The sequence below is a fragment of the Agrobacterium sp. 5Ca39 genome (assembly GCF_055382365.1).
In genome coordinates, this window is the sequence record NZ_AP026436.1 from 1,702,732 (window position 1) to 1,729,265 (window position 26,534).

24 protein-coding genes and 1 other RNA gene are annotated in these 26,534 nt (G+C 59.6%); 5 read left to right on the forward strand and 20 right to left on the reverse strand.

Going from position 1 to position 26,534, the window contains the following annotated elements; genetic code table 11:
• Positions 1 to 27: 27 nt before the first annotated feature.
• Genes ftsA through ACZ47E_RS08605 form a run of 3 tightly spaced genes read right to left on the reverse strand, consistent with a single transcriptional unit; the run spans position 28 to position 3,202 of the window.
• Positions 28 to 1,359 carry a cell division protein FtsA gene (gene ftsA / locus ACZ47E_RS08595; protein ID WP_004442783.1) on the reverse strand — a complete coding sequence of 444 codons (1,332 nt, stop codon included), beginning with the start codon at positions 1,357 to 1,359 and terminating at the stop codon, positions 28 to 30.
• Positions 1,356 to 2,288, reverse strand: coding sequence for a cell division protein FtsQ/DivIB (locus ACZ47E_RS08600; protein ID WP_004442784.1), 933 nt, complete (start codon positions 2,286 to 2,288; stop codon positions 1,356 to 1,358). The genes ftsA and ACZ47E_RS08600 overlap by 4 nt, the downstream gene beginning before the upstream one ends.
• The gene (locus tag ACZ47E_RS08605; protein WP_004442785.1) at positions 2,276 to 3,202 is read right to left on the reverse strand and encodes a D-alanine--D-alanine ligase; all 927 of its coding nucleotides are present in this window, start codon (positions 3,200 to 3,202) and stop codon (positions 2,276 to 2,278) included. Before ACZ47E_RS08605 ends, ACZ47E_RS08600 begins: the two co-directional genes overlap by 13 nt.
• Before the next feature lie 236 nt (positions 3,203 to 3,438).
• On the opposite strand from ACZ47E_RS08605, the gene ACZ47E_RS08610 reads away from it, so the two are divergent.
• Together ACZ47E_RS08610 and ACZ47E_RS08615 are read left to right on the forward strand one after the other, a co-directional pair.
• Positions 3,439 to 3,567 (forward strand): hypothetical protein, encoded by a 129-nt coding sequence (locus ACZ47E_RS08610; RefSeq protein WP_257784223.1) that lies wholly within the window; start codon positions 3,439 to 3,441, stop codon positions 3,565 to 3,567.
• A gap of 175 nt (positions 3,568 to 3,742) precedes the next feature.
• On the forward strand, positions 3,743 to 5,047 hold the full coding sequence (locus tag ACZ47E_RS08615) for an MFS transporter (protein ID WP_004442787.1): 1,305 nt from the start codon (positions 3,743 to 3,745) through the stop codon (positions 5,045 to 5,047).
• 91 nt (positions 5,048 to 5,138) lie between these two features.
• On the opposite strand, the gene ACZ47E_RS08620 is transcribed toward ACZ47E_RS08615, so the two are convergent.
• The 13 genes from ACZ47E_RS08620 to mraZ all read right to left on the reverse strand — a co-directional run bounded on the left by ACZ47E_RS08620 (position 5,139) and on the right by mraZ (position 20,094).
• Positions 5,139 to 5,948 carry a GGDEF domain-containing protein gene (locus ACZ47E_RS08620; protein ID WP_278066879.1) on the reverse strand — a complete coding sequence of 270 codons (810 nt, stop codon included), beginning with the start codon at positions 5,946 to 5,948 and terminating at the stop codon, positions 5,139 to 5,141.
• 193 nt (positions 5,949 to 6,141) lie between these two features.
• A complete protein-coding gene (gene murB / locus ACZ47E_RS08625; protein WP_004442789.1) occupies positions 6,142 to 7,107 on the reverse strand; it encodes a UDP-N-acetylmuramate dehydrogenase in 966 nt (321 codons plus the stop codon).
• Positions 7,104 to 8,519: a UDP-N-acetylmuramate--L-alanine ligase gene (gene murC / locus ACZ47E_RS08630; RefSeq protein ID WP_004442790.1), complete on the reverse strand. Its 1,416-nt coding sequence runs from the start codon at positions 8,517 to 8,519 to the stop codon at positions 7,104 to 7,106. The genes murB and murC overlap by 4 nt, the downstream gene beginning before the upstream one ends.
• Positions 8,516 to 9,652, reverse strand: a complete 1,137-nt coding sequence (gene murG, locus ACZ47E_RS08635; RefSeq protein ID WP_278066880.1) for an undecaprenyldiphospho-muramoylpentapeptide beta-N-acetylglucosaminyltransferase — start codon at positions 9,650 to 9,652, stop codon at positions 8,516 to 8,518. The genes murC and murG overlap by 4 nt, the downstream gene beginning before the upstream one ends.
• A gap of 6 nt (positions 9,653 to 9,658) precedes the next feature.
• Positions 9,659 to 10,813, reverse strand: coding sequence for a putative lipid II flippase FtsW (ftsW, locus tag ACZ47E_RS08640; protein WP_004442795.1), 1,155 nt, complete (start codon positions 10,811 to 10,813; stop codon positions 9,659 to 9,661).
• Positions 10,814 to 10,818: 5 nt separating this feature from the next.
• Entirely contained in the window at positions 10,819 to 12,228 is a 1,410-nt protein-coding gene (murD, locus tag ACZ47E_RS08645; protein ID WP_278066881.1) for a UDP-N-acetylmuramoyl-L-alanine--D-glutamate ligase, read from the reverse strand.
• Between the two features lie 3 nt (positions 12,229 to 12,231).
• Positions 12,232 to 13,332, reverse strand: coding sequence for a phospho-N-acetylmuramoyl-pentapeptide-transferase (mraY, locus tag ACZ47E_RS08650; RefSeq protein ID WP_003522196.1), 1,101 nt, complete (start codon positions 13,330 to 13,332; stop codon positions 12,232 to 12,234).
• A gap of 23 nt (positions 13,333 to 13,355) precedes the next feature.
• Entirely contained in the window at positions 13,356 to 14,789 is a 1,434-nt protein-coding gene (locus ACZ47E_RS08655; RefSeq protein WP_004442800.1) for a UDP-N-acetylmuramoylalanyl-D-glutamyl-2,6-diaminopimelate--D-alanyl-D-alanine ligase, read from the reverse strand.
• The gene (locus ACZ47E_RS08660) at positions 14,786 to 16,255 is read right to left on the reverse strand and encodes a UDP-N-acetylmuramoyl-L-alanyl-D-glutamate--2,6-diaminopimelate ligase (protein WP_278066882.1); all 1,470 of its coding nucleotides are present in this window, start codon (positions 16,253 to 16,255) and stop codon (positions 14,786 to 14,788) included. Before ACZ47E_RS08660 ends, ACZ47E_RS08655 begins: the two co-directional genes overlap by 4 nt.
• Positions 16,256 to 16,312: 57 nt before the next feature.
• Entirely contained in the window at positions 16,313 to 18,055 is a 1,743-nt protein-coding gene (locus tag ACZ47E_RS08665; protein WP_278066883.1) for a peptidoglycan D,D-transpeptidase FtsI family protein, read from the reverse strand.
• Positions 18,055 to 18,612, reverse strand: coding sequence for a cell division protein FtsL (ftsL, locus tag ACZ47E_RS08670; protein ID WP_278066884.1), 558 nt, complete (start codon positions 18,610 to 18,612; stop codon positions 18,055 to 18,057). Before ftsL ends, ACZ47E_RS08665 begins: the two co-directional genes overlap by 1 nt.
• 1 nt (position 18,613) lies before the next feature.
• Positions 18,614 to 19,639, reverse strand: coding sequence for a 16S rRNA (cytosine(1402)-N(4))-methyltransferase RsmH (gene rsmH, locus ACZ47E_RS08675; protein WP_278066885.1), 1,026 nt, complete (start codon positions 19,637 to 19,639; stop codon positions 18,614 to 18,616).
• 14 nt (positions 19,640 to 19,653) lie between these two features.
• Entirely contained in the window at positions 19,654 to 20,094 is a 441-nt protein-coding gene (gene mraZ / locus ACZ47E_RS08680; protein ID WP_278066886.1) for a division/cell wall cluster transcriptional repressor MraZ, read from the reverse strand.
• A 617-nt stretch (positions 20,095 to 20,711) separates the two neighbouring features.
• On the opposite strand from mraZ, the gene ACZ47E_RS08685 reads away from it, so the two are divergent.
• The 3 genes from ACZ47E_RS08685 to ACZ47E_RS08695 are packed head-to-tail and all read left to right on the forward strand — an operon-like array spanning position 20,712 to position 22,875.
• Entirely contained in the window at positions 20,712 to 21,113 is a 402-nt protein-coding gene (locus ACZ47E_RS08685; protein WP_278067469.1) for a DUF350 domain-containing protein, read from the forward strand.
• A gap of 9 nt (positions 21,114 to 21,122) precedes the next feature.
• The gene (locus ACZ47E_RS08690; RefSeq protein WP_278066887.1) at positions 21,123 to 21,716 is read left to right on the forward strand and encodes a DUF1190 domain-containing protein; all 594 of its coding nucleotides are present in this window, start codon (positions 21,123 to 21,125) and stop codon (positions 21,714 to 21,716) included.
• 1 nt (position 21,717) lies between these two features.
• Positions 21,718 to 22,875: a glutathionylspermidine synthase family protein gene (locus tag ACZ47E_RS08695; RefSeq protein WP_278066888.1), complete on the forward strand. Its 1,158-nt coding sequence runs from the start codon at positions 21,718 to 21,720 to the stop codon at positions 22,873 to 22,875.
• Between the two features lie 25 nt (positions 22,876 to 22,900).
• On the opposite strand, the gene rnpB is transcribed toward ACZ47E_RS08695, so the two are convergent.
• The 4 genes from rnpB to ACZ47E_RS08715 all read right to left on the reverse strand — a co-directional run bounded on the left by rnpB (position 22,901) and on the right by ACZ47E_RS08715 (position 26,426).
• Positions 22,901 to 23,304, reverse strand: an RNA gene (rnpB, locus tag ACZ47E_RS08700) — RNase P RNA component class A.
• 56 nt (positions 23,305 to 23,360) lie between these two features.
• Complete coding sequence (locus tag ACZ47E_RS08705) at positions 23,361 to 24,551, reverse strand: NAD(P)/FAD-dependent oxidoreductase (protein ID WP_278066889.1); 1,191 nt, start codon at positions 24,549 to 24,551, stop codon at positions 23,361 to 23,363.
• A 59-nt stretch (positions 24,552 to 24,610) separates the two neighbouring features.
• Positions 24,611 to 25,798, reverse strand: coding sequence for an FAD-dependent oxidoreductase (locus tag ACZ47E_RS08710; protein WP_278066890.1), 1,188 nt, complete (start codon positions 25,796 to 25,798; stop codon positions 24,611 to 24,613).
• 88 nt (positions 25,799 to 25,886) lie between these two features.
• The gene (locus ACZ47E_RS08715) at positions 25,887 to 26,426 is read right to left on the reverse strand and encodes a lytic transglycosylase domain-containing protein (protein WP_004442810.1); all 540 of its coding nucleotides are present in this window, start codon (positions 26,424 to 26,426) and stop codon (positions 25,887 to 25,889) included.
• Positions 26,427 to 26,534 lie beyond the last annotated feature (108 nt).

Sequence of the window (26,534 nt, forward strand, 5' to 3'; positions counted from 1 at the left end):
AACCTCCGGCTTGCGCCCCGAGGCTACTCAAAAACTCTCTTTCAGCCATTGCCCCACCCGGGCTATCCGGCCGCTACCGTTACCAAACGGCGAGAACATTCCGCCTTGCGCCGCATGAATTTCGATGTCCGCCACCTGCGGATAGATCATCAGTCCGCAGGCGGTTGAAAATGCCGGGCCCTTTGCCGCGACCGGAAGACCAGCCACGCCCATGGGGCGGCCGATGCGAACGTTGCGGGCAAGAATGCGCCGCGCCGTTTCCGGCAGCCCCGTCAGCTGGCTTGCACCGCCGGTCAGGACGACGCGCTTGCCGACAATCGGGCTGAAGCCGGACTTCTGGATACGATCACGGATCAATTCCAGCGTCTCTTCGATACGTGCCCGCACGATGCGGGTAACCAATGCTCTTGAAACTTGCGATGGTTGATCGCGATCATCTTCGCCAATCGGCGGGATCGAAATCATGTCGCGCTCATCCGCGCCATTCAGCAAAGCCGAACCATGCACCACCTTCAGTCTCTCCGCATCTTCGATTCGTGTCGAGAGGCCTCGTGCAAGATCTGTCGTGACGTGATGGCCGCCAAGGCCGATCGCGTCCGTATGGATGAGCCGGCCCTCGGCAAAAACCGAGATCGTCGTCGTGCCGCCGCCCATGTCGATGGCGGCGCAGCCGAGTTCGACTTCATCGTCCACCAGTGCTGCTAGACCGCTGGCATAGGGCGTCGCGACCATGCCCTCGACGGACAGATGCGCGCGGTTGACGCAAAGTTCGAGGTTCTTCAGCGCCGTGCGTTCGACAGTCACCACATGCATGTCAACGCCGAGAAGATCGCCGTACATCGACAGCGGATCGCGGATACCGCGCTCGCCATCCAGCGAATAGCCCGTCGGCAGCGAATGCAGGATCGCCCGGTCCTGACGCATGGACTGCTGGCTTGCCGCCACCAGAACCTTGCGCAGATCGCTTGCTTCCACTTCCTGCCCGCCGAGATCGATGCTCGCGGTGTAGATATCGCTCGCTAGTCTTCCTGCCGAAACATTGACGATCAGGCTGTCGACGGTCAGGCCCGCCATACGCTCAGCCGCATCGACTGAAAGACGGATGACGCCTTCCAGCGCGTCGAGGTCGGCAATCACGCCAGACTTCACGCCGCGCGAACGCTGGTGGCCGATGCCGATGATTTCCACCTTGTGGGTGCGGCCAGGCAGGATTTCGCTTTCCTGACGGGGCGTCAGCCGGCCGATCATGCACACGACCTTGGTCGAGCCGATGTCGAGCACCGAAACGATGTGGCTGCGCTTCGAAGAAAGCGGCTTCAGACGAGGCAGACCGAAATGGGAAGAACCGAAAAAGCTCATGTGTTCTTCTCCGCTTTCTTGAGAGCCTTGGTGCGCGCATCGACGGCAGCCTGGCGGCGTTCGGCGGCACCTTCGGTCAGCTGGATCGTTGTACGGTCGGACAGGCGCAGGTCCACGGCAGCGACATCGCGCGACAGAACTTTCTCTTCCAGATCGAGCCGCGCGAGCAATTGCAGCGCCTGCGGCAGGTTTTCTTCTGGCAGCTTGACGACGATGCCGTTGTCGAGATGCAGGTCCCAGCGGCGGCCGGCGATACGCACGTAGGCTCGGACGCGGCTGCGGATTTCCGGCCAGTCAGCCAGCTGCTCGACGAAACCGGCAGCACCGGTTTCCGCGTCGCGGCCGACGAAAAGCGGCAGCGAGGCAAACTTGTTGTCACGCAGCGGCGCAATGACACTGCCGCTCTTTTCGATCAGCGACAGCTCCGAGCCGTGCTGCCAGATGCCAAAAGCCTGACGCTCCTTCAGACGAACCTCGACCGTCTTCGGATAGATCTTGCGGATATCGACATCCTCAACCCAGGGAAGCTGCACCAGCTTGCGGCGCGCGGCGTCGATGTCGAGCGCGATCAGGGACGTGCTGCCATCGAGACCGAGAAGCTGGAAGACATCGATTTCGGAGGTCTGCAGGTTGCCGGAGACCTTCACGTCCTCAACGGCGAAACCGGCCGCGGAGGTCGTTGCCTGCGTGACGATATTCGTATGGCCGCCGAGTGACATGCCATAAAGCCCGGTCGCCGCATAAAAGGCGACGGCCGCAATCGTACCGGTATGGGCGGGAATGTGGATACGTCCGGTCGCAAGGCTGACGCCGAAACGCACGACGCGACGCAGCGGACGCGGCAACACCATGCGATCGTCGGCACTGGCCGCCGCCGCGAATTGCTCGCGCTTTTTTGCCGTCGACTTTTTGCCGATCACCGCAAACACGAAGCGTCCTCCACCATCCAGCTGACAAGGTTACCAAAGGAGCGGCCAGCATGGGCCGCCATTTCAGGCACCAGGGAGGTCGGCGTCATGCCCGGCTGCGTATTCACTTCAAGCCAGATAACTTCGCCATCTTCTGAGAAACGGTCGTCGTAACGAAAGTCTGAACGGCTTACGCCACGGCACCCGATCGCCCGATGCGCCATAACCGCCAGTGTTTGAATTTTTTGGTAAATTTTCGGTGAAATTTCTGCGGGAATGACATGTTTCGAGCCACCAGCAGCGTATTTCGCATCGTAATCATAGAAATTGTGACCGAGCGGCACCACTTCGGTGACGCCCAGCGCCTCGCCGTCGAGCACCCCGCAGGTCAGTTCGCGGCCATGGATATAACGCTCGACCATGACATGGTCGCCGTATTTCCATTCAGAGGACGTGAGTATCTGCGGCGGGTGCGACTGGTCTTCCTTGACGATAACGACGCCGAAGCTCGAGCCTTCGCGCACCGGCTTCACCACATAAGGCGGCGCCAGCGGATGTTCGCTGGTGAAATCGAAGCGGTTCATGACTCGCTCGGCGGCGACAGGAATGCCGGCAGCAGCAGCAACCTTCTTGGCCTGCGCCTTGTCCATGGCAAGCGCCGAGGCGAGCACGCCGGAATGGGTATAGGGAATGGCGAGATATTCGAGGATGCCCTGAATGGTGCCGTCTTCGCCGAAGGGCCCATGCAGCGCGTTGAAAGCGACGTCCGGGCGCAGCGCATCAAGCACGGCGGCGACATCGCGGCCGACATCGACACGGGTGACCTTGTAGCCCTCGTCTTCCAGAGCCTGCGCGCAAGCGTTGCCCGACGACAGGCTGACCGGCCGCTCCGACGAAAATCCACCCATAAGAACAGCTACGTGCTTGCCGCTCATCGATACCTCTGACACCAACTCTCCGTTACGGACCACGCTCCGAACCGACCGGATTTCACGAACGGTGATTCTGGCACATGACCCTTGAGACCAGTTAAACGCCATTAAGGTTAATGAATCGTTTACTTTCGTTAACCGCCGCGCCCAACATGCCGAGTTTGTTAAAGAATCAGCATTGATCCGAATTCCCTCCTTGGAATCAGAGAGTTGCGCGGAATGCAACATGCAGGTTTTCAATGATCGGAAATAAAACGACGCCGGCGCGTCTGCTGCCGCGCGACAAAGGCAAGGCCGAAACGTTAACAGACAGGATTATTCCCCAGGCAAATTATCTGCCGTTTCAGGGTTTTAAAACCGCAGCCTGAATCAGTCTCTCAATCGACGAACATTCTCCGAGGCCTTGACCACACGTGTCGCCCGGATGGATCACATTATCTGCATTATTTCTTTTTTAGCATTCCATAAGAACAAAAATTGCGTTAACGCAGATGTTGCCTCCCAAGGCATGACATTGCAATCATCCAAAATGGAACCAATACCATGACCGACGCGATATCTCCGGTATCGCCGACCGCTGACAATTCGAACGCTGTAAAGACAAATTCGCCTGCACGAGTTCTCACTGCCAGTCTGGTCGGTACGACCATCGAGTTTTTCGATTTCTACGTTTATGCCACAGCCGCAGTGCTCGTGTTCCCGACATTGTTCTTCCCGAACAATGATCCGATGACGGCGCTTCTGGCGTCTTTCGCAACTTTCTCCATCGCCTTTTTCGCCCGCCCCCTCGGCGCCGTGGTCTTCGGTCACTATGGCGACCGCGTTGGCCGCAAGACGACGCTTGTCGCGGCGCTGCTGACCATGGGTGTCTCGACGGTCGTGATCGGCCTGCTGCCGTCCTATGAGACGGCCGGCGTTCTGGCGCCGCTGCTGCTCGCACTTTGCCGCTTCGGCCAGGGCTTCGGTCTTGGTGGCGAATGGGGCGGTGCCGTCCTGCTCGCGACGGAAAACGCCCCTCCCGGCAAGCGCAGCTGGTACGGCATGTTCCCGCAGCTTGGCGCACCCGTCGGCCTGTTCCTCTCGTCAGGCGTGTTCTGGATACTGCTGCACTTCATGTCGCAGGAAGCCCTGCTCAGCTGGGGCTGGCGTATTCCCTTCGTCGCCTCGATCATCCTCATCGCCGTCGGCATGTGGGTTCGCCTGTCGATAACCGAAACGCCCGATTTCCAGAAGGCGATCGAAAAGGAAGAACGAGTCGCCGTGCCGGTCGCGGAACTGTTCCGCAACCACAAGCGCAGCCTCGTGCTCGGCACCTTTGTGGCGCTCGCCACCTTCGTGCTCTTCTACATCGGCACGGCCTATCTGCTCTCCTACAACGTCAAGGTCCTGAAAATTCCGTTCCTCGACGCGCTGGAAGTGCAGATCCTCGGCTCCGTCGTTTTCGGTATCTTCATTCCGATTGCCGGCAAGCTTGCGGAAAAATTCGGTCGCCGCGAAATTCTGATCCTGACGACAGTGCTGATCGGCCTGTTCTCCTTCCTGCTGCCCGGCCTGATGACCGGCAGCGAAGGCTCGATCTTCGTCTTCGCGGCTCTCGCGATGATGCTGATGGGCATGACCTACGGCCTGATCGGAACGGCGCTCGCCGCCCCCTTCCCGACCCGCGTCCGCTATACCGGCTCTTCCATCACCTTCAACATGGCCGGCATCTTCGGCGCGTCGCTGGCGCCTTACATCGCCACGTGGCTGCAGGTGAACTACGGCATGGGTTATGTCGGCTATTACCTCTGCGTATCCGCCCTCATCACGCTGGCCTGCATTCTTCTGTCCCGCAAGGACGAAGTCTGAACCTGGACCAGCGATCAAAGAAGCCCGCGAAACCTTGGTTTCGCGGGCTTTTTCTTTATCCGCCTTGATCTTTATCTGACTTCTTCAACCTTCAAGCGACAGCCTGACGCCGCTCGACATATCCGGTCAAGCAGACGCGGTTGCGCCCGCCTCCCTTTGCGCGATAAAGCGCCAGATCGGCATCGTGCATGACCTTGTCGAAGATTTCGGCATCACCGCGGAAAGCCACCCCGATGGAAATCGTGACCGGGATCTGTAGATCCTGGTATTCCACGGGCGTGGTAGCGATCGCCGCGCGAACCTTCTCGCACATCTGCGTAAATGCCAGCCTGCCAATTTCCTGCACGACCACGAACTCCTCGCCGCCCAGGCGGGCGACATGCGCGTCAGCATCGAAATGCTCCCTTATCGTGCGGGCGACCCTTGAAATGACAAGATCGCCGACGAGATGGCTGTAAGTGTCGTTCACGGATTTGAAGTGATCAATGTCCAGAAAGGCAACGCAATAGTCGCTGCCAAGTTCGGCGCAGGCTGCATAGAGGCCAAGCCGGTTGCTCAAGCCGGTCAATGCGTCGGTATGGCTTAGATGCAGAAAGCGTTCGTGCGACTGTGCAAGAAGCTGAACTTCCTTTGCATTCAGCCAACTGACGAGGAACGTCACCGTAAAAGCGACAGCGCTCCCTAGCGTTACGCTTAAAAATAGACCGTTGACGAGATCCGTCACGAACCCGAGTTTTGCTAAGAGAGACAGGCCACCCGTGCACATCAGGACCACGATGATCGTCACAAGGCATGCGATACGAATGGAGAATTCCAGTGGCTCAAGGCGCCGGCGGCCTTGCGGCGCCGCTACCGAAAAACTAATCATTTTGATCTGTTTTTTCCAAAGACCCAACATCATATCAAAATTGCCTAAGTCACCGATGCGCTAACATTCCCAAATAAAAAGTATTTAATATCGCGGGTCGATATTTAGTCTCGCCCGCCGAAGTTTTCCTTCCTAACATTACAGCAAAAAATATTGATCGACCGTTACGATAAGCGAAACGGCCGATCAATATTAGTATCTTTCTAGATAGAGCGAGGGTTTGGTATCAGGCCCCGAGGAAAGGCTCAACTTCGCGGCCCGGCATGAACAACCCCAGGCGCTTGATTTCCCATTCCAGCCGGATGCCCGATTTGTCAAACACGCGCTTGCGGATCGTCTCGCCCAGATATTCCAGATCGTAACCGGTCGCATGGCCGGTATTGATCATGAAATTGCAATGCAGTGATGACATCTGCGCGCCGCCGATCACAAGACCACGACCGCCCGCCTCATCGATAAGCTCCCATGCGGAATGACCTTCGGGGTTCTTGAAGGTCGAGCCGCCGGTCTGTTCGCGGATCGGCTGCACGGTTTCGCGGTGATGACGCACCGCATCCATATCGGCGCGGATTTTCGCCTTGTCCTCGGGATAGCCCTCGAAGAGCGCACCGGTGAAGATCAGGCCTGCGTCGGCGCCGGAATGACGATAGCTGTAGCCCATATCGGCATTGGAAAGCACATGCTGGTTGCCCTGACGGTCGACCGCGTAGACTTCCACGACACGTTCACGCGTCTCGCCGCCGTTTGCGCCCGCATTCATGCGCAGCGCTCCGCCGATGGAGCCCGGAATGCCGTAATAGAAGTGGAAGCCGCCAATGCCATTATCCATGGCCATGGCCGCAATATGCTTGTCCGGGCAGATCGCGCCCGCCTTGATGCGGTTTTCACCGGCAAGCTCCACCTGGCCGAAGCCCTTGGCGGACAGGCGCACGACCACGCCCGGAATACCGCCGTCACGCACCAGAAGGTTCGAGCCGACGCCAACCACGGTCAGCGGCACATCTTCCGGCAGAATTTTCAGGAAGGCAATCAGATCATCCGTATCGTGCGGCTGGAACATCACCTCCGCAAGACCGCCGGCTCTGAACCACGTCACGCGGTCCATAGGCGCATCCGGTGTCAGACGTCCCCGCAATTCCTTTACCCCGTCGCCGAGCCTCCCCAGCAATTTAACCCCATCGACCTGTCTCATTCAGACTTTCCTGATATGCTCTTCAATTCCGAAGGCAGCGACGCTGCCCATTGCGTGATATTCCCAGCCCCCAAGAGAACCACGAAATCACCCGGATTCGCAATGGCTGCGACCTGTGACGCAAGGTCCTCCCGCTTTTCGAGGAAACGCGCGTCACGGTGGCCAGCGGCCTTGATGGCCGAAACCAGCGCTTCGGAGCTTGCGCCTTCGATGGGATCTTCGCCCGCTGCATAAACCGGAGCAAGAAGAATCGTATCGGCATCGTTGAAACAATGCGCGAAATCATCAAACAGGCTCGAAAGACGGCTGTAGCGGTGGGGCTGGTGTACGGCGATGATGCGGCCCTTGCAGGCTTCCCGCGCCGCCTTCAGCACAGCCTTGATCTCGACCGGGTGGTGACCGTAATCGTCAAAAACCTGCACCCCGTTGGCTTCGCCCGTCAGCGTGAAACGTCGTTTGACACCACCGAAGGAGGCAAGCCCCTTCTTGATGTCGGCTTCCGAAATACCGAGACGATTGGCAACCGCGATTGCCGCTGTCGCATTCGAAACGTTATGGCGGCCCGGCATCGGCAGGACGAGATCCTTGAACGAGAATATCTTGCCGGTGCGGCGACGGCGGATTTCCACGTCGAAAACCGAGCGCGTACCGTCGATGCGCACATTCGAAAACCGCACGTCGGCCTGCGGGTTCTCGCCATATGTGATGACCTTGCGGTCCTCGATCCGGCCAACCAATGCCTGTACTTCGGGATGATCGAGGCACATGACGCCGAAACCGTAGAAAGGCACATTCTCGACGAACTGACGGAATGCGGCGCGTACGGCGTCGAAATTGCCGTAATGGTCGAGATGTTCCGGATCGATATTGGTGATGACGGCGACGTCGGCCGGCAGCTTCAGGAAAGTGCCGTCGGACTCGTCGGCCTCCACCACCATCCACTCACCCTCACCCATGCGGGCATTGGTGCCATAGGCATTGATGATGCCGCCATTGATGACGGTCGGGTCGAGATTGCCGGCTTCCAGGAGCGTGGCGACCATGGAGGTCGTCGTCGTTTTGCCGTGCGTGCCGCCGATGGCGATGGCGTTACGGAAGCGCATCAGCTCGGCCAGCATTTCCGCGCGGCGCACGATCGGCAGGTGCTTTTCCCGCGCGGCGACGAGCTCCGGATTGTTCTTCTTAATCGCGGTCGAAACGACGACGACCTCTGCATCGCCGATATTGTCAGCCGTGTGGCCCACAAAAACCTCGATGCCCTTGTCACGCAGACGCTGCACATTGGCGCTGTCGGCCTGGTCCGATCCCTGTACCCGGTGGCCGAGATTGTGAAGCACTTCGGCAATGCCGCTCATGCCGATCCCGCCTATGCCGATGAAATGCACAAGGCCTATGGCTTTCGGCATCTTCATGCCCCAACTCCTTCAATATTCTTCTTGAATTCCTGTACGGACCGGCCGGAGGCAATCGCCTCCACCAGATCGGCCAGCACATCCGCCGCGTGTGGTTTGCCGGTTGCCTTCGCCGCCGCCGCCGTTGCGGAAAGCCGCTCGGGTTCGGCAAGCGCCGAGGACAGCAGGCCGGAGAGCTTCTGCGGCGAGAGCTCCGCCTGCTTGATGACGCTTGCCCCACCCGCCGCCGAAAGCGCAGCCGCGTTCGCCGCCTGATCATGATCCAGCGCATGCGGATAAGGCACGAGGATCGACGGACGGCCGATCACCGAAAGCTCCGATACCGTCGAAGCGCCCGAGCGGCTGATGACCAGATCGGCCTCGCCGATACGCGACGCCATATCGCCGAAGAAAGGCGAAACATCCGCCTTCACGCCGAGCTTCTGGTAGGACGCGATGACGCTGTCCTTGTCTTCCGGCCGCGCCTGCTGGGTGACGACGATGCGCTTGCGCTGCTCGTCTTTCAGGAGGCAGATTGCGGCGGGTACCGCGCTCGAGAAAAACTGCGCGCCCTGGCTGCCGCCAAAGACAACGAGCTGGAAAGGCTCGCCTGTCTGCGAGGCGGTGTAGGGTATTTCAGAGGCGGCCAGCACCGCTGGGCGCACCGGATTGCCGGTCGCGACGGTCTTCTCGGAATATTGACCATTGGCGGGCGGCAGGAAGCCGCCGGCAATTGCCTTTACCCGCCCGGCAAGTGCCTTGTTGGCGCGGCCCATCACGGCGTTCTGTTCGTGAATGATCGACGGCACTCCAAGCCCGGTGGAGGCCAGCAGCGGCGGCACGGTGGGATAACCGCCGAAACCGACAACCGCGACCGGCTTCAGTTTTGCGACCAGCCGACGCGCCGCGCGCAGGCCAACCCAGAGCTTCCAGAGCGAACGCGCCACGGAAATTGGGTTTTTGGAGCCGATGGTGGCAGACGGAACCACATGAATTTCATCTGCCGGAAACTTGCCCGCATAACGCTCGGCGCGGCTGTCGGTGACGAGATGCACCTGATAACCGCGTGCCTTCAGCGTATGCGCCAGCGCTTCTGCCGGAAACACATGGCCGCCGGTTCCACCGGCGGCAAGAAGAACAATACCCTTGCTCATGATCGTTTACTCCGCGGGAACGCCGGAACCAACGCGGAAGAAACTCCGCTCCTGCGCCCGCTTTTCAGGTCTGTGGCGTGTCAATGCCAGAAGGAAACCGGCGGTCACGCATATCGCCATCATTGACGAACCACCATAGGAAATCAGCGGCAAGGTCATGCCCTTGGCAGGCATCAGTTCCAGATTGACGCCGATATTGATCATCGACTGCATGCCGATCTGCAGCACAAGGCCAGCCACGGCGAAGCGGCAGAAATCATCCTTTTCCTTGAAGGCGTGCGACAGGCCGCGCAGCACGATGAAGGCGAAGATGGCAACAAGAAACATGCAGAAAACGATGCCGAATTCTTCCGCCGCAACCGAGAAGATGAAGTCGGTATGGCTATCGGGAATGATGCGCTTGACGATACCCTCACCCGGTCCGCGACCGAACCAGTCGCCGCGAATGATCGCTTCACGCGCCGTGTCCACCTGGAACGTGTCGCCCTCACCCGTCCAGAAACGGTCGATACGGCCGGCCACGTGCGGCAGCATGAGATAGGCGGAGATGATGCCGCCGACGCCGAGACCACCGAGCATGATGATCCAGAACCACGGCACACCTGCCATGAAGAACATGCCGCCCCAGACAACGGAGGTCAGGATCGTCTGGCCGAAGTCAGGCTGGGCGATGAGAAGTGCGGCCACGATTCCGAAGGTGATGATCGCAAAGAGATTGCCCGGAATTTCCGGATGGCGCGCCCGCTCTGCAAAAAGCCATGCGCAGACGATGACGAAAGCCGGCTTCATGAATTCCGACGGCTGGATCGAGAAAGTGCCGATGGAAATCCACCGCCGCGCGCCCTTCACCTCGATGCCGAAGAACAGTGCAAAGATCATCATCAGCAGCGAGGCGATCAGCATGATGACCGCCACGCGGCGCACCTGGCGCGGCGACAGGAAGGACAAGCCGACCATGATCGCCAGCGATGGCACCATGAACATCGCCTGACGCTCAACGAAAAAGAAGCTGTTGAGGCCGATGCGCTCGGCAACGGCCGGTGACGCCGCAAAGGACAGCATCAGGCCGATGCCCATCAGCGCGATGAATGCCGCCAGAAAGAAACGGTCGATGGTCCAGAACCATTCCGCGACCGGACCGCGATCAACTCGGCTTACCATGGCCTTCAGCCCCCTTTTCCAGAGTGAACGAGCATCGTCATGCCATCGAGCGCCGCGACCTGCGCGACAAACGAATCACCTCTGACTTCAAAGTTCTTATATTGATCGAAGCTTGCGCAAGCCGGGGACAACATCACGATATTGCCGGGCGTCGCGTCTTTTTCCGCATCCGCCGCCGCATGCTGCACGGCCTTGTCCAGGGTGCCGGATATTTCATAGGGCACCGCTTCACCGAGCGTCGCTGCAAATTCCGCCGCCGCCTCGCCGATCAGATAGGCTTTTGCAATGCGCGGGAAAAGCGGTGAAAGGCTGGCAATCCCGCCGGCCTTCGGCAGACCGCCGGCAATCCAGTAAATGCGGTCAAAGCTCGAAAGCGCAGGTGCCGCCGCATCGGCATTGGTGGCCTTGCTGTCATTGACGAAGGTGACATTGCCGCGTCGGCCAACCGGCTGCATGCGATGCTTGAGGCCGGGGAAGGATTTGAGACCTGCACAAACTTCATCCTCGGAAACACCGACTGCAAGGCAGGCCGCAATTGCCGCCGCCGCATTTTGCGCATTGTGGCTGCCGCGAAGCGTCTGGATACCGTCGAGATCGACCAGTAACGACGAAGTTCCCCCATGCGCCCGCAGGATGCGGCTGCCCTCGGCATAAAGACCTTCGGAAACAACATTGCGCTTGGAAATGCGCTCGACCCTGACGCCGGCACGCTCAACGCGATCGGCAATCAGCGTCGAGTAGCTGTCATCGACACCGACAATCGCCGTGCCGCTGCCGGCAACGAGCCGTTCCTTGACGTCGGCATAGTGCTGCATCGTACCGTGCCGGTCGAGATGATCGGGGGTGAGATTGAGAAGAATGCCGGCTGTTGGATTGATCGTGGGCGCCAGGTCAATCTGGTAGGACGAGCACTCAACAACGTAGAAGCGTCCCGCCTTCGGCGGATCGAGGCTAAGCACTGCCGTGCCGATATTACCGCCGAGCTGCGTATCGCGACCAGCCGATTTCAGAATATGTGCGATCAGCGCCGTGGTGGTCGACTTGCCGTTGGTCCCGGTAATCGCAATGAAGGGGCAATCCGGCGCGTGGGCGCGACGTTCTCGGACAAAGAGCTCGATATCGCCGATGATCTCGACGCCGGAGGCTTTCGCCAGATCGACGGACCAGTGCGGCTTCGGATGCGTCAGCGGCACGCCCGGTGCCAGCACGAAGGAGGAGAAACTCGACCAGTCAATCGTCCGAAGATCCGCCGTCTTGATGCCCTCGGCCTCGGCCTTTGCAACGCTGTCAGGATTATCATCGAAAGCCACGACGTCGGCACCGCCGGCGACCAGCGCCCGGGCCGTGACAAGACCCGAACCGCCGAGCCCGAAGAGAGCGACTTTCTTACCCTTAAACGACGTGACCGGGATCATCGCTCACCTCAGCTTCAGGGTAGCGAGGCCAAGCAGCGCGAGGCCAACGGAGATGATCCAGAAACGGATGACCACCTGGCTTTCCGTCCAGCCCTTTTTCTCGAAATGGTGATGGATCGGCGCCATCAGGAAGACGCGCCTGCCGGTGCGCTTGAACCAGAAGACCTGGATGATGACCGACAGGGTTTCCATGACGAAGAGACCGCCGACGATGACCATGACGATCTCGTGCTTGGTGGCGACTGCGATGGAGCCGATCAGGCCACCCAGCGCGAGCGAACCCGTATCGCCCATGAAGATGGCCGCGGGCGGCGCATTGAACCACAGAAAACCGAGGCCGGCACCGATAACGGCGCCGACAATAACGGCGAGTTCACCCGTGCCGGGCACGAAATTGATCTGCAGGTAATTGGCAAAAACGGCGTTACCGGCGAGATAGGCGATCACACCGAAAGTGGCGGCCGCGATCATGACCGGCACGATGGCGAGACCATCAAGACCGTCGGTCAGGTTCACCGCATTACCCGCGCCGACGATGACGAAAGCACCGAAGAGCACGAAGAAATAACCGAGATTGATCACAAATTCCTTGAAAAAGGGAAAAGCGATGGAGCTGCCGAGCGTGCCGCCATGCGGTGCCGAGGCAAGCGCCATCTTCATCATGAAGAACACGGCAATCGCCGCGATCAGGAATTCGATGCCGAGACGAGCCTTGCCGGAAAAACCCTTGTCGCTCTGTTTGGTGACCTTGAGATAATCGTCGTAGAAGCCGATGGCTCCGAAACCAAGCGTCACCATCAAGACCGCGACCACATAGACATTCGACAGGTCGCCCCACAGAAGCGAACCGCCGAGAATGCCGGCGAGGATCATCAACCCGCCCATGGTAGGAGTGCCGGCTTTCTTGAAATGCGTCTGCGGCCCATCGGCGCGGATCGGCTGGCCTTTGCCCTGACGCACGCGCAGCGAATTGATGATGGCCGGTCCAAACAGGAAGACGATCAACGCAGAGGTGAACATCGCCGCCCCCGCCCGGAAGGTGATGTACCGGAACAGGTTGAAGATTTGAATTTTATCCGACAGTTCGACGAGCCAGATCAGCATAATTGCCCTTTCAAAAGGCTATTTCAGACTTGGCGTTCCGTCTCGGGGAATGCCGGATACTTGTCAAGCAGGGCGGCGACAATCTTGCCGAAACCGAGGCCAAGTGACGATTTTACCATCAGCGCGTCTCCCGGTTGCACCCATTGCAGGGCGAAATCGGTGAGTTCCGCCGTCGTGGGGAACCAGATGACGGTGACGCTGTCAGGCAGCGCGTCGCGCAAAGCGGCCATCGCCTCGCCTGCCAGCCACACATGTTCGATACCCGCCGCAAGCAATGGCCCGGCCAATTCCTCATGTAGTTGCGCCGAAAATTCGCCCATCTCCAGCATGTCGCCGAGGACGGCAACGCGACGGCCATGGCCCTGCGTCGGCGTTTCCGCCAGCACCGCGATCGACGCCCGCATCGAGGCAGGATTGGCGTTGTAGCTTTCATCGATCAGAAGGAAGGAGCCGCCGTTGATCTGCAGATGGTGGCGCTGGCCACGCCCCTTCACCGCCTCAAGCGATCCCAGCGCTTCGAAAGCGCGGTCGAGATTGGCGCCCGTGATCGCCACGGCGCCAAGCACCGCCATCGCATTGTCCGCAATGTGCCGGCCCGGAATGTTGAGATGCAGTTCGCTGGTTTCGCCGTTCAGGATCGCCCAGATCGTCGAGCCAGTCGTCGTGCTCTCGAAATCCGCGAGGCGGAAATCCGCCTTGGCATGCTGACCGAAGGTCAGGATGTGTTCGATGCCCTGCTCCTGCGCCGCCTCTTCAAGCTGCTCGAACTGGGCATTGTCACGATTGAGGATGACGGAACCGCCCTGCTCCACGCCCTCGAAAATCTCCGCCTTGGCGGCGGCGATCTCTTCGATGTTGTTGAAGTTGCCGAGATGGGCGGGCGCGATGGTGGTGATGATCGCCACATGCGGGCGGACCATCTTCACCAAAGGCCGGATTTCGCCGGAATGGTTCATGCCGATTTCGAACACGCCGAATTCAGTATCGGCGGGCATGCGGGCAAGCGTCAGCGGCACACCCCAATGGTTGTTGAAGGAAGCCACCGCCGCATGCACCCGGCCCGATGGCGCGAGCGCCTGCCGCAGCATTTCCTTCGTCGTCGTCTTGCCGACCGAGCCCGTCACCGCGATGATGCGCGCCGATGTTCTTTGACGCGCCGCGATGGCAAGCTTGCCAAGGGCTGCAAGAACATCTTCGACCACGATCATCGGCACCGTCAGGCGGCCGAGCGCTGGCAGCTTGGCTTCAGCAACGACCAGAAGTCCTGCCCCGTTGGCAACCGCGAAACTCGTATAGTCGTGACCGTCGACACGATCACCCTTGATGGCGAAGAAAGCTTCACCCGGCTTCACCGTCCGGCTGTCGATGGAAATGCCGGTGATTCCTGTCGGCAGGTTGCCCACCGGGCGTCCTGCGGTGATGGCGATCATATCGGCGACTGTCCATAACCAGCTCAAATTTTCGATCCTTCCAGCGCTGCCAGTGCAGTGCGCACCTGTTCATGATCGGAAAAAGGCAGTGTCACGGAGCCAACGATCTGCCCTTCTTCATGCCCTTTGCCCGCGACGATCAGCGTATCGCCATGCGACAGCATCGATACCGCATGGCGGATCGCCTCGGACCTGTCGCCAATTTCCAGAGCGTCGGGCGCCGCCGCCATCACCTCGGAGCGGATCGTCGCCGCGTCTTCCGAGCGCGGATTGTCGTCCGTGACGATGACGATGTCGGAAAGACGGGTCGCGACCTCGCCCATGATCGGGCGTTTGCCCTTGTCGCGGTCGCCGCCGCAGCCGAAAACGGTGATGATGCGGCCGGAGGTGAAGGGCCGGACCGAGGTCAGCACGTTTTCCAGCGCATCGGGCTTGTGGGCGTAATCCACATAGGCAAGCGCGCCGTTTTTCGTTTGTCCCACTAATTCGAGACGGCCGGCAGCGCCGACAAGCTTTTCGAGCGCCTTGAGCGCCGTTGCGGCGGGAACACCCGTCGACATGGCAAGACCGGCGGCAACAAGCGCATTGGCCACCTGGAAATCACCCGCGAGCGGGATATCGACTTCGTGGATGACGCCGTCATGATGCACTTCGATCATCTGCTTGTGGCGGAAATGCTCAACGCGCTTCAAAGCGAGATATTGCCCGTTCCGTCCGACGGTGCGGACATCGAGACCCGCTTCGCGCGCCGCATGAACCGCCTTGTCCGACCAAGGATCGTCGGCGAAGATCACGGCGGGAGCGCCTTTTTCCATCAGCGTATCGAAAAGCCGCATCTTCGCGGCCATGTAATCCTCGACGGTTGGATGGTAATCCATATGGTCGCGGCCAAGATTGGTAAAGCCGGCGGCAGAAAGGCGCACGCCATCGAGGCGGCGCTGGTCAAGACCGTGGCTGGAAGCTTCCATCGCCGCGTGGGTGACGCCCTCGCTCGCAAGCTCGGCCAGAAGCGCATGCAGCGTCACCGGATCGGGCGTCGTCAGCGCGCCATAATCCTCCCGGCCGGGAGCGATGACACCGGTTGTGCCGATCTGGGCTGCGGCATGGCCGGCGAAAGCCCAGATCTGCCGCACGAAGGAGGCAACCGAGGTCTTTCCCGCGGTGCCGGTGACGGCGACCATGGTTTCCGGTTGTTTTCCGTAAAAGCGGGAGGCGGCAAGGGAGAGATAAAGGCGTGGGTCGGTCACGACCAGAACCGGCACTTCGGCTTCCACCGCGTGCCCGGAAACAACGGCAACGGCCCCCTTGGCAACCGCGTCCTTCACATAGGTCGCACCATCAGCCTTGGTGCCAGGAACCGCAACGAAGAGGCTGCCCGGCGCAGCCTTGCGGCTGTCTGCGGTGATCCCCCCGATTTCGATCGCCCCGATCTCAGACAGGAGCAATTCTTTCAATTCCGGAAACGCATTTCCGGATATATCTCGCAAATTCATCGACTGTTTCCGTCTTGTCCCCCCGGCACGAATCGCCGGAACATCATAAGCTAACAATCAATAAGACACGAGCAAGGCCGAGCCATCCTTGCCGAACTTCGGCTTCACGCCCAGCACCGCCGCCGTGCGGCTGATGATATCGTGCACCATGGGTGCTGCGGACGTGCCGGCGAGTGCCGCGCCATTGCCCTTGTCGGTCTTCGGTTCATCGATGAAGGACAGCACCACATATTGCGGATCATCCATCGGGAAAGCCGACAGGAAGGCGTTGAAGTTCTTGTCGTGCACATAACGGCCGTTGACGACCTTATCGGCCGTGCCGGTCTTGCCGCCGACGTTGAACCCATCGACGCGCGCATTTCGGCCTGAACCGTTGACGCCGTTCCATTCGAAGAGGAAGCGCATATCCTTGCTGGCGCCGGGTTTCAGCACCTGCTTTGCCACCTGATCCGCCTGTTCACGGGTGCGCGGCAGGAAGGTCGGCTCGATGAGTTTGCCGCCATTGACGAGTGCCGCACCGGCAACCGCCGTCTGCAGCGGTGTGGTTGAAACGCCGTGGCCGAAGGAGATGGTGATGGAGTTGATCTTCTTCCACTCACGCGGCTGCGAAGGCAGCGCCACTTCAGGCAGTTCGGTCTGCATGCGGGTGAGAAGACCAAGCCGCGTCAGGAATTCCTTGTGCCCTTCGGTGCCAACGGTATCGGCAATCTTGGCCGTACCGATATTGGACGAAAACTGGAAGATTTCCGGCACTGAGAGCATGCGGCCCTTGCCGTGGAAGTCCTTGATGGTGAAGCCGCCGATGCGGATCGGGTAACGCGCGTCGAACATATCACCGAGGCGGACACGGCCGGAATCAAGACCCATGGCAATGGTGAAGGATTTGAAGGTGGAGCCCATTTCGAACGTGCCGTTCGACATGCGGTTGAGCCAGCCTTCTTTCGCGCCTTCGGCCGGGTTGTTCGGATCGTAATCCGGCACCGAGGCCATGGCCAGCACTTCGCCGGTATGCACATCCAGAACCACGGCACCGGCGCCGATCGCCTGGAACTTGGTGATGGCCAAAGTCACGACTTCGCGCACGATGGACTGCACGCGCAGGTCGATGGAAAGCTTTACAGGCTCGAGCGGCTGATCGCTCGTCATGCCGAGCGCCGTGAGATCGGCAAGACCCTGGCTGTCGACGTAACGCTCCATGCCGGCAACACCGCGGTTGTCGATGTTAACGTGACCGACGACATGCGCTGCGGTCGGCCCGCCGGGATAGAAGCGGCGCTTTTCCGGACGGAAGCCAATGCCGGGAATACCAAGCGCGAGAATCTGGCTCTGCTGCTTCGGCGTCAACTGGCGGCGCAGCCACTGGAACCGCGAATTGGAGGAGAGCTTCTGATAGGTCGTACGCTGGTCGAGATCCGGCAGGACGGTGCGCAGCTTTTCGATGGCCTCGTCAATATCGACGATACGATGGGGCTCGGCAAACAGCGAGACGGTGCGGATATCGGTGGCCAGCACCTCGCCGTTACGGTCGAGAAGATCAGGGCGCGACGCCATCAGCCTGTCGGCCGGCGCGATGCTCGACACCGTCTCCTGCTCTGCCATGCCATATTGCACCAGACGGCCGCCGACGACGGCGTAAAAGGCGACGAAACCGAAAATGAGAAGGCCGACGCGGCTTTTCGCCTGCGCCGCGCGCTTCTTGCGCGCGCCTTCAAACGCCGCATGATCGGTGTGGATGCCGGTCGTGCTGGCGGAAAAGTGAGCCTTGCTCTTCAAAACCATGGCGCGGGAGAGAAAAGACATCAGCGGTTCACCGATCCTGTTATCGTGTCGTCCATGTCGGTTTCATCACCGGCGGTGGCGGAGGCAACGGGCACGGGTCCCGGTGCCGGGCGAGAAACACGGGCACGCGGCGTAGGCACCGGCACGCCGTTGACGGCAATCTGGCCTGCCGGCGGTGATTTTGGCTTGGAAGCGCCACCCAGCGTCGCGCCGGGTTTGGAGCCATTGACGGCAGCGGCGATGACATCCTCGACGCTCATGCCTTCAGGCTCGGGAGGCTGCGGCAATTGCGAACGCAGCATCGGCAGCTCGCGCGGCTGCGCCAGTTGCGTCGGCAGTGTCGGCGAAAGACCGAGTTCCGTTTGATAGGCATTGACGAGACGGTGCAGACGGTTCGGCTGCGTCAGCAGCGCCCAGTCAGCGCGCAGGAGATCGATCGTATCTTTCTCAAGCTTGATTTCCGCCTCCAGCTTGCGGACCTCCTCAAGCTTGAGATCGGCCTTGTGCTTGATCGAATAGGTCACGACCGCCGCAGCGACCATGACCCCCATCAAGATGACATCGAAAGTGCGCAGCATATCAGCCTCCCATCTTTTCAAGGCTGGCGAGATCGGGAAGCTCGAAAATCGAGAAATCCGCAGCGCGCGCCGGTGCCGTGGTGCGCAGGCCAGCGCGGAGCTTGGCCGAACGAGCCCGCGGATTAAGCTCCGCCTCCTCGTCGCTGGCAGCAATCATCGGCTTGCCGATATTCTCGAAAATGGAGGGCTTGTCCTCCACCATCGGCAGATGCCGGGAACCGGCTGCCTTGCCCGAACGGTCGGAGAAGAATTTCTTGACGATACGGTCTTCCAGCGAATGGAAGGTGACGACGACCAGCCGACCGCCGGGCTTCAGAACCTGCTCGGCGGCAAACAATGCCTGCGCCAGCTCACCCAGCTCATCATTGACGAAAACACGCAGCGCCTGGAACACCCGCGTTGCCGGATGAATCTTGTCCTTGGCTTTCCGTGGCGTGACGATCTCGATCAGGCCCGCCAGATCGCGGGTGGTGCGGAAAGGCTCTTCCGCCCTCCTCTTCTCGATAGCGCGGGCAATGCGACCCGGCTGCTTTTCTTCGCCGAGAAAACCGAAGATGCGGATGAGATCGCCAACCTTGGCGCGGTTGACGACATCGGCCGCCGAAACGCCGGAAGCGGACATGCGCATGTCGAGGGGGCCGTTTTTCTGGAAGGAAAAACCGCGCTCGGCCTCGTCGATCTGCATGGAGGATACGCCGATATCGAGAACGACGCCATCAAGGCCGCCCTCGGGCGCATGTTTCGAGAGATCGGAAAATTGCGATTGGATGAGCGAAAGCCGGTCGCCATTGGCTGCGACCATTGCCTGACCGCCGGAGATCGCCGTTGGATCGCGGTCTAGTGCGATGACATTTGCGCCGCGATCGAGAATGGCCTGGGTATAGCCGCCGGCGCCGAAAGTGCCATCCAGAATAATTTTGCCGGGGGCGGGTTCAAGCGCGCTGATGACTTCACGAAGCAGCACGGGGATATGGCGCTGAGGTCCGCCATCGGCATCAGAAGATCGTCCGCCAGAATTCGCCGCCATTGACTGTCCCCGTCCTAGGCGGGGCGAGCAGCCGAAAAACCGCGCCCCGTTCTTGCTTCCGCCTGCGCCGCCAAAAACGCATCCGGTTGCCAAAGCTGAAAATGATCCGCTCGTCCGACAAAGGTGACCTCGGTAGAGATGCCGGTGAATTCCCGCACAAAATCCGTCACCATCAATCGACCTTCCTGGTCGAGCTTCATGAAAACACCGCCGCCGTGAACCAGCAGCGACATTGCGTTCGCTTCCGGCGAGAAGGCATCCATGGACGCTATCTGCCGCTCGTAGCGCTCCAGCAGATCCGGACCGCCGACACTGATTGCCGGAAACGCAAAATCCTGGAGACAATAAAGCTCCTGAATGCCGCGCTTCGCCAGCACCGAACGAAACGGAGACGGAACCGAAACGCGCCCCTTGGCGTCGATCCTGTTCGTCACGTTCGATAAAAAGCGGTCCATTACCCAACTCGCCAAAACCGCATGCCGCAAAGCGATTCATCCGCCCTGCAGCCGACACCGGTACGCACGACACATCGCCAAGCGCCAGGGCGACGTGCCCTGCAGCAGCCCCTTGCAGGCTCCTCACTCGTTTCAGCGATTGCGGGTCAAAAACACGACCCAATGTGGTGTGCATTTGGGATACCATGGGACACTATGGGCGTCAATGGGATGAAGCCGGCACGATACCGCCTTCGCATCGGAAATTCATAAGCCGTTAAGTTTAACGAATGGTTTACTTTGCGAACCGATACGACATCAAAACGATGAAAGCCTGGGCCAACGTGCCCATTTTCCGATTGAGAAACAAATGCTTGCCAGTTCATGCGGAACACACGTCAATTAAATCTCTCAAGTGCGCTGACGCCGCCCGGGAAAACCGCAGCCGGTAGGCATCGACCATCCATAGCATTTTGCGACAGATCAATTGCTGCGGCCCGGTTTGTGCCGGAGCGACACACGTGTGCGCTTCAGCCAGAACCGTCATTCTCCCTCAACAACAACACGGCGAGGCTTGACTTTTTAAACTTTCAATTGATTTTGATTTCTGAAGTTGTGTTTTTCATTGTGAGATAATGATGTTGAATTACGTGGCAGGCTTGCCTGCCTTCATAAGTTATTTTCTGACCAGCCTGCTCTGCCTCGCAGCTTTTTCCGCCGTTTACACCCGCCTTACTCCCCATCGCGAAGGAGAGTTGATCAAGGCCGGCAACATTGCCGCCGTCGTCGCCTTTTTGGGGGCGTTGATCGGCTTCAGCCTGCCGCTGGCCTCGGCGGCTGCCAACTCCGTCAGCCTTCCCGACTATGTGATCTGGGCAGTGATCGGGTTGCTGGTTCAGGTTCTTGCATTCTACATCGCCAAGCTCAGCATGACCGACCTGCACCTCAAGATAACCGAGGACAATGTGGCGGCCGGGCTCTGGAGTGGCGGCATCGCTGTGGTCATCGGGATTCTGAACGCCGCCTGCATGGCCTATTGAGGAACGGACATGTATTTGGACGTGACAGAACATCCGCGTCTTGCGCTCGGTACGATTGCCGCAATAGGCCTCTTTATGGCTTTTTCACCGGACGAAGAGGTACTTTATACCTCAGTGGAAAAATGCCTCGCCTCAGGTGTTTATCCCAAGGCTTGCCAGGCGGCATCCGAAGACGCCAGCCAACATCACCTCGCAACCGCACCGAGATTTCGCAATATGGTCGCGTGCGAGATGGAATACGGTGCGGGAAACTGCTCTGAGCTGAAGCAAAATCTCAATTCCACCAACCCCACCGGCACCGGCGTTTTCACGCCTTCACCAGCCGGATTTGTGATGCCTCGGTCCGTCGAGAACTTTGCTGACTATAGCGAGTATCGACGCCGACAGAAAAACGGCACATCGGGTTCCTCAGGCGCGATGTCGGCCTATCGAAAACGCAACGGCGATCTCGTCACGCCGGATGTGAGAGCGGGCGAACAGAACGGCGGCTCGTTCGGAGGCGGTCCAAGCGGCGCGCTGGCAAATGACGTCAAGACGCTCAACGCCAAAACGAACGTCAAGGGCCGTGGCGGATTTGGCGGCCACTCCTTCTCCGGAAGCTGACATGCGGCGCATCACAGTTCCGCCGCGCCCGGATTGGCGCGAGAAAGCCAATGCGGTTGGCTTCTCCTTTCATGAAATGCATGGCGAGCCTTATTGGGTGGATGATGCTGCCTATTGCTTCGGGCTCGATGAAATCGAGCGCGAGATCGAAGAGCCGAGCCAGGTTCTGCACGATATGTGCATGGATCTGGTCGCCGACATCGTAAACAGCGAGGAGGCACTGGCCTGCCTCGCCATTCCTCGCGATCATCATGATATGATCCGGAATTCCTGGCGGCGGGGTGACCGGCACCTATATGGTCGTTTCGATCTTGCCTATGACGGACGCGGCCCTGCAAAACTGCTCGAATACAACGCCGACACGCCCACATCCGTCTTCGAAACGGGATATTTTCAGTATAATTGGCTGACGGATCAGGTTGCCCTTGGAAACCTGCCGATGCAAACAGACCAATTCAACTCGGTTCAGGAGGCTCTCATCGAGGCCTTCGGGCAATTCTCGAAAGACAGGATTTTCCATTTCGCGGCGGTGAGCGAGGATCAAGAAGATTGCGGCACGGCGATTTACCTTATGGACTGCGCCATTCAGGCCGGCCACCGCGCCCAGTTTCTCGACATCAGGGATATAGGCATCGATGCGAGCGGGCGTTATGCCGACCTCCAAAGTCGTGTCATCGAGCGCTGCTTCAAGCTTTATCCCTGGGAATATATGTTACGCGAGTCGTTCGCCGCCCAGTTGCCCGAACAAAGTGGCGTTTTCGTCGAACCGGCATGGAAGGCCGTGTTATCGAACAAAGGCCTGCTGCCCATGCTTTGGCGGCGCCACCCCAATCACCCAAATCTGCTACCGAGTTTCTTCGTCGACGATCCGGCAACAAATGAACTACGGGATTACGTGGTGAAGCCACTTCTCTCGCGTGAAGGCGAAAATGTGAGCCTTTACCAAAACGGTCGGGAGATATTCTCGGCGCCAGGCGGTTACGGTCAGGAAGGATATGTTTTTCAAGCCTACGCGCCTTTGTTCAAGAGCGAGTTTGGATACGCCGTGCTCGGCAGCTGGATCGTCGCCGACCGACCCTGCGGGCTCGGCATCAGGGAGGACGCCTCGCCCATCACGGCAAATCTCTCCCGTTACGTTCCCCACATCATCGAGGGATGATCCTCGCCGAAATTCGGAAGGAAAATTCGCCAGTTGGCCTGTAAGCCGGGTTCTGTATGGCCCCGGTTTGACCCGGAACGTGGCAGCCATTCATCTGGGACGGCATTTGCATGCCGCCTCGCGCAACCCACCCGGATGACGGGCCCGGAAACCGGCTGTGAACGGGCTTTCGCCCGCCCCGTGTCATCCCTATTCGGTCTTGCTCCCGGTGGGGTTTACCTTGCCGCCGCTGTTACCAGAAGCGCGGTGGGCTCTTACCCCACCCTTTCACCCTTACCATGCGGAGCGCATGGCGGTTTGCTCTCTGTGGCACTTTCCCTGGGGTCGCCCCCGCCGGACGTTATCCGGCACCGTATTTCCGTGGAGCCCGGACTTTCCTCACCTTACCGTCTTTCGACATTGGTAAAGCGCGGCTGCCCGGCCAACTGGCATGGGCTGCATAACCATGTTCCGCAGCGAAAGCCACCGAAAAGCGACGGCCAAGATTAAAGAAATGCGGGTTTGAAATCCGTCGAGAAAGCACCGTCGGCGATTTCTCCGTCTCGTAGCAGCAACGCGCCAAGCCGTCCGATCTCATCGGAGCTCTTGGCCGCCATGCCGTTACCACCGGTCAGAACGGCGATGCGCGGCGAGGCTGTGAAACCAATGGCGGGATAACCGCTGCCGGTTTTGGAGACGACACAGGCGGCCATCGAGACACGCGAGAGATCGATGGCAGGCACCAGCGTTCCGACGATGTCAGCGAGATGATCCCGCACGCTTTCACGTCCGCCGGAACGGAACCATTCCCGGATTTCCGGATCACTGCCGAGCCGCTTGTCATCGGGATCGCCGCCAATCTTCAGGTAGAATTTGCCATCGGGATAGCGGACGGGTGGCAGAAGATAGATATGTTTTGTCGTGTCGCGCGGCTCGTAGATCAGCGACGGCATGCCGGCATATTGATCCAGATCACCCTCATCTATCTCAAAGAAAGCAACGGTGCGTGCATAGACATCCAGCGCTACCGGCTGGGGCAACAGATCTTTGGTAATCGAGAAGCCGCCAGCCGCCACCAACACCCGGTCTGCGGTGTAAACCGCACCTGATGCCGTATGAACCGATGCCCGGCCACTTTCTTCCCGGGTGGAAACAACGATATCGTCGATCAGCGTAACACCCGCCTTTTCCGCCATTATGGCCTGTGCTTTCACCAGCGCGCGGGGATTGACGTAACCGGCATTATCCCTCTCGAAGACGCCTTCGCAGCTCTGTTCGAAGGAGAAATAGGGAAAGCGGCTTTTCAGGCTCTGGTCATCCAGGAGTTCCGTGGAAACCCCGAGCCGAGCCGCCGCCTTCAGAACATCATCGACAAAGGGATTGGCGCCGCCCCGCTCAGGTCCAACCATCAGGCAGCCGACCGGCGCGTAAAACTCGACACCGCTGCGTGTGGCAATATCGCCATAACGTGCAATGGAACGGTTAGCGAGCAACGCCCAGTCGGCATCGCCATCGATGGTGCGGGTAATCCGCGCCTCGTCATAATGGCTGGCGAAGACGCCTTGATGCGATTTTATATCTGCAGGCTCACCGGGACCGATCAGCGCGACGCCATCCACTGTTTCGGCCAGATGGCGGGCGGCGGCGGCGCCCATCATGCCGCGGCCAACGACGATATATTTGAAATGTCCCGCCATGCCGCCCTCTCTACCCGCTTACTTCCGTCGAAACCTTTTAGCCGCTTCGCCCGAAAATGTCAGACGAAAACCGGGGCCATTTCGGCGGCGAACTCATCCTCTGCCAGCTGACCGTTCAAAAGCAGCACGGCTCCCAGCCGTCCGATTTCGTCCGAAGATTTGGCGGAAACGAAATTGCCGCCGGTCAGAACCGCGATGTTGGAAGATTGCGTATAGCCGATGTAGGGATAGCCGCTGCGGGTGATGGAGGCGACACAGGAGCCGGAGGTCACGGGGCAGCCGGCAAGCTCCGGCATCAGTGATAGCGCCCGCTTCTTCAAAAACTCCACCTCCTCAGGCGTGCCGTCCGAATGGAACCAGCCAACCGCGTCAGCCAGCGTTTCCAGCCTGCCCTTCTCGCTCTCGCCGCCGATCTTCAGATAGACCTTGCCGTCGGGATAACGCACCGGCGGCAGGATGTAGACGATGTCGTCCTCGGTCTCCGCGAGGACGATGGTGGATGGCATCGCTCCAAACAGGGCCTGCCTTGCCTCATCCAACTCGAAAAACACGATGGTTCGGCCCGTTGCCGCCATATCGACCGGCGATGGAAGAAGTTCTGCCATGTTGGTAAAACCGCCGGCGGCTACGATGACCTTTTCGGCGGTGTGGATGGCCCCTTCGCGGGTCGAAACCTCAACGCCACGGGAGGTATCGCGAATATGCGCCACCGTCTCGCGCAGCAACCGTGCGCCCTGCGCTTCCGCAATGGCGCACTGCGCTTTCACCAGGGCGCGTGGATTGACGTGACCGGCATTCCGCGCCTCGAAATAACCGCCGTGATCGGCTGGCAGGGAGAACATCGAAAACCGGTCGGCAAGCACATCATGGCCCAGCGTCTCTATGCCAAGGCCTAGACGGTCGGCCGAGGAAAGGGCGCGCGAGACATAATCGCCGGCAAGACCCTTGCCGTTGCCGGTGAACAGGCAGCCCGCTTCGGTGAAAAAGCGGATGCCGCTCTTAGCCTCGATCTCGGCATAACGGTGGATGGAACGTTGCGCCAGTTCCGCCCAGACGGGATCGCCGTCAAACCCGCGAGTGATGCGCGCCTCGTCGTAATGGCTTGAGAACACGCCTTTATGGGTCTTGCGATCGGCGGGTTCGCCCGGGCCGATCAGCGCCACGTCATCCGTTTGCACTGAGAGATGCCGCGCCGCAGCCGCTCCCATCATCCCGGCCCCGACGACGATATATTTGAAATCCGGCATGTCATGCTCCGTATCAGCTTTGCTTCTGACTACAGCATGCCGGGTGGAAGCGGAATCGCTTTTCGCAATTTCTCAGACGATGGAGGCCTCAGCCGGCCAGCAGCGCCTGCACCTTGCCGCAATAACGCTTGGAGACCGGGTTCATGCGGGTTGCGCCATGGCCGGCATTGTACCGCAGGATCGTGCTGCAAACCTGACCGCCGCCCAACTGATGCGCCGTCGCCAGATATTGCATGCCCCAGCGAATATTGGTCTCGGGGTCGTACAGCGCCTTGGTCGTGCCGCGATAACCCATCATCCGCGCCGTTGCCGGCTTGATCTGCATCAGCCCGACCTCGCCGGCGCTGCCACGAGCCTTGGGGTTGAACTTGCTTTCAACCGAAACCACGGCATGCGCCAGATTGGTGGGAACGCCGTAACGCTTGGCATATTTGACGATCAGATCGGAATAATCGTTCCTGAGCGAAGAAGGCAGGCTCTTTTCTGGCATGGGATAACCGGGCTTGCGGAAGAAATTCTCCAGCGTCACGGTCTTGGTCTTCACGTCTTCATCTTTGGCAAAAGCAATCCCCGCCTGCGAAGCGAGTACAGCAATACCCACTACGACAGCAACAACAACCCTGTTCATATGTAGAAAAAGTCTCCAGATCGGAGGACCGGAACAATGAATCGGCACAATTAGTCAACGCCCGGAAAGTCGATCGCGACTCTCCGCTGTCCGGTCTCCTTGATTGAT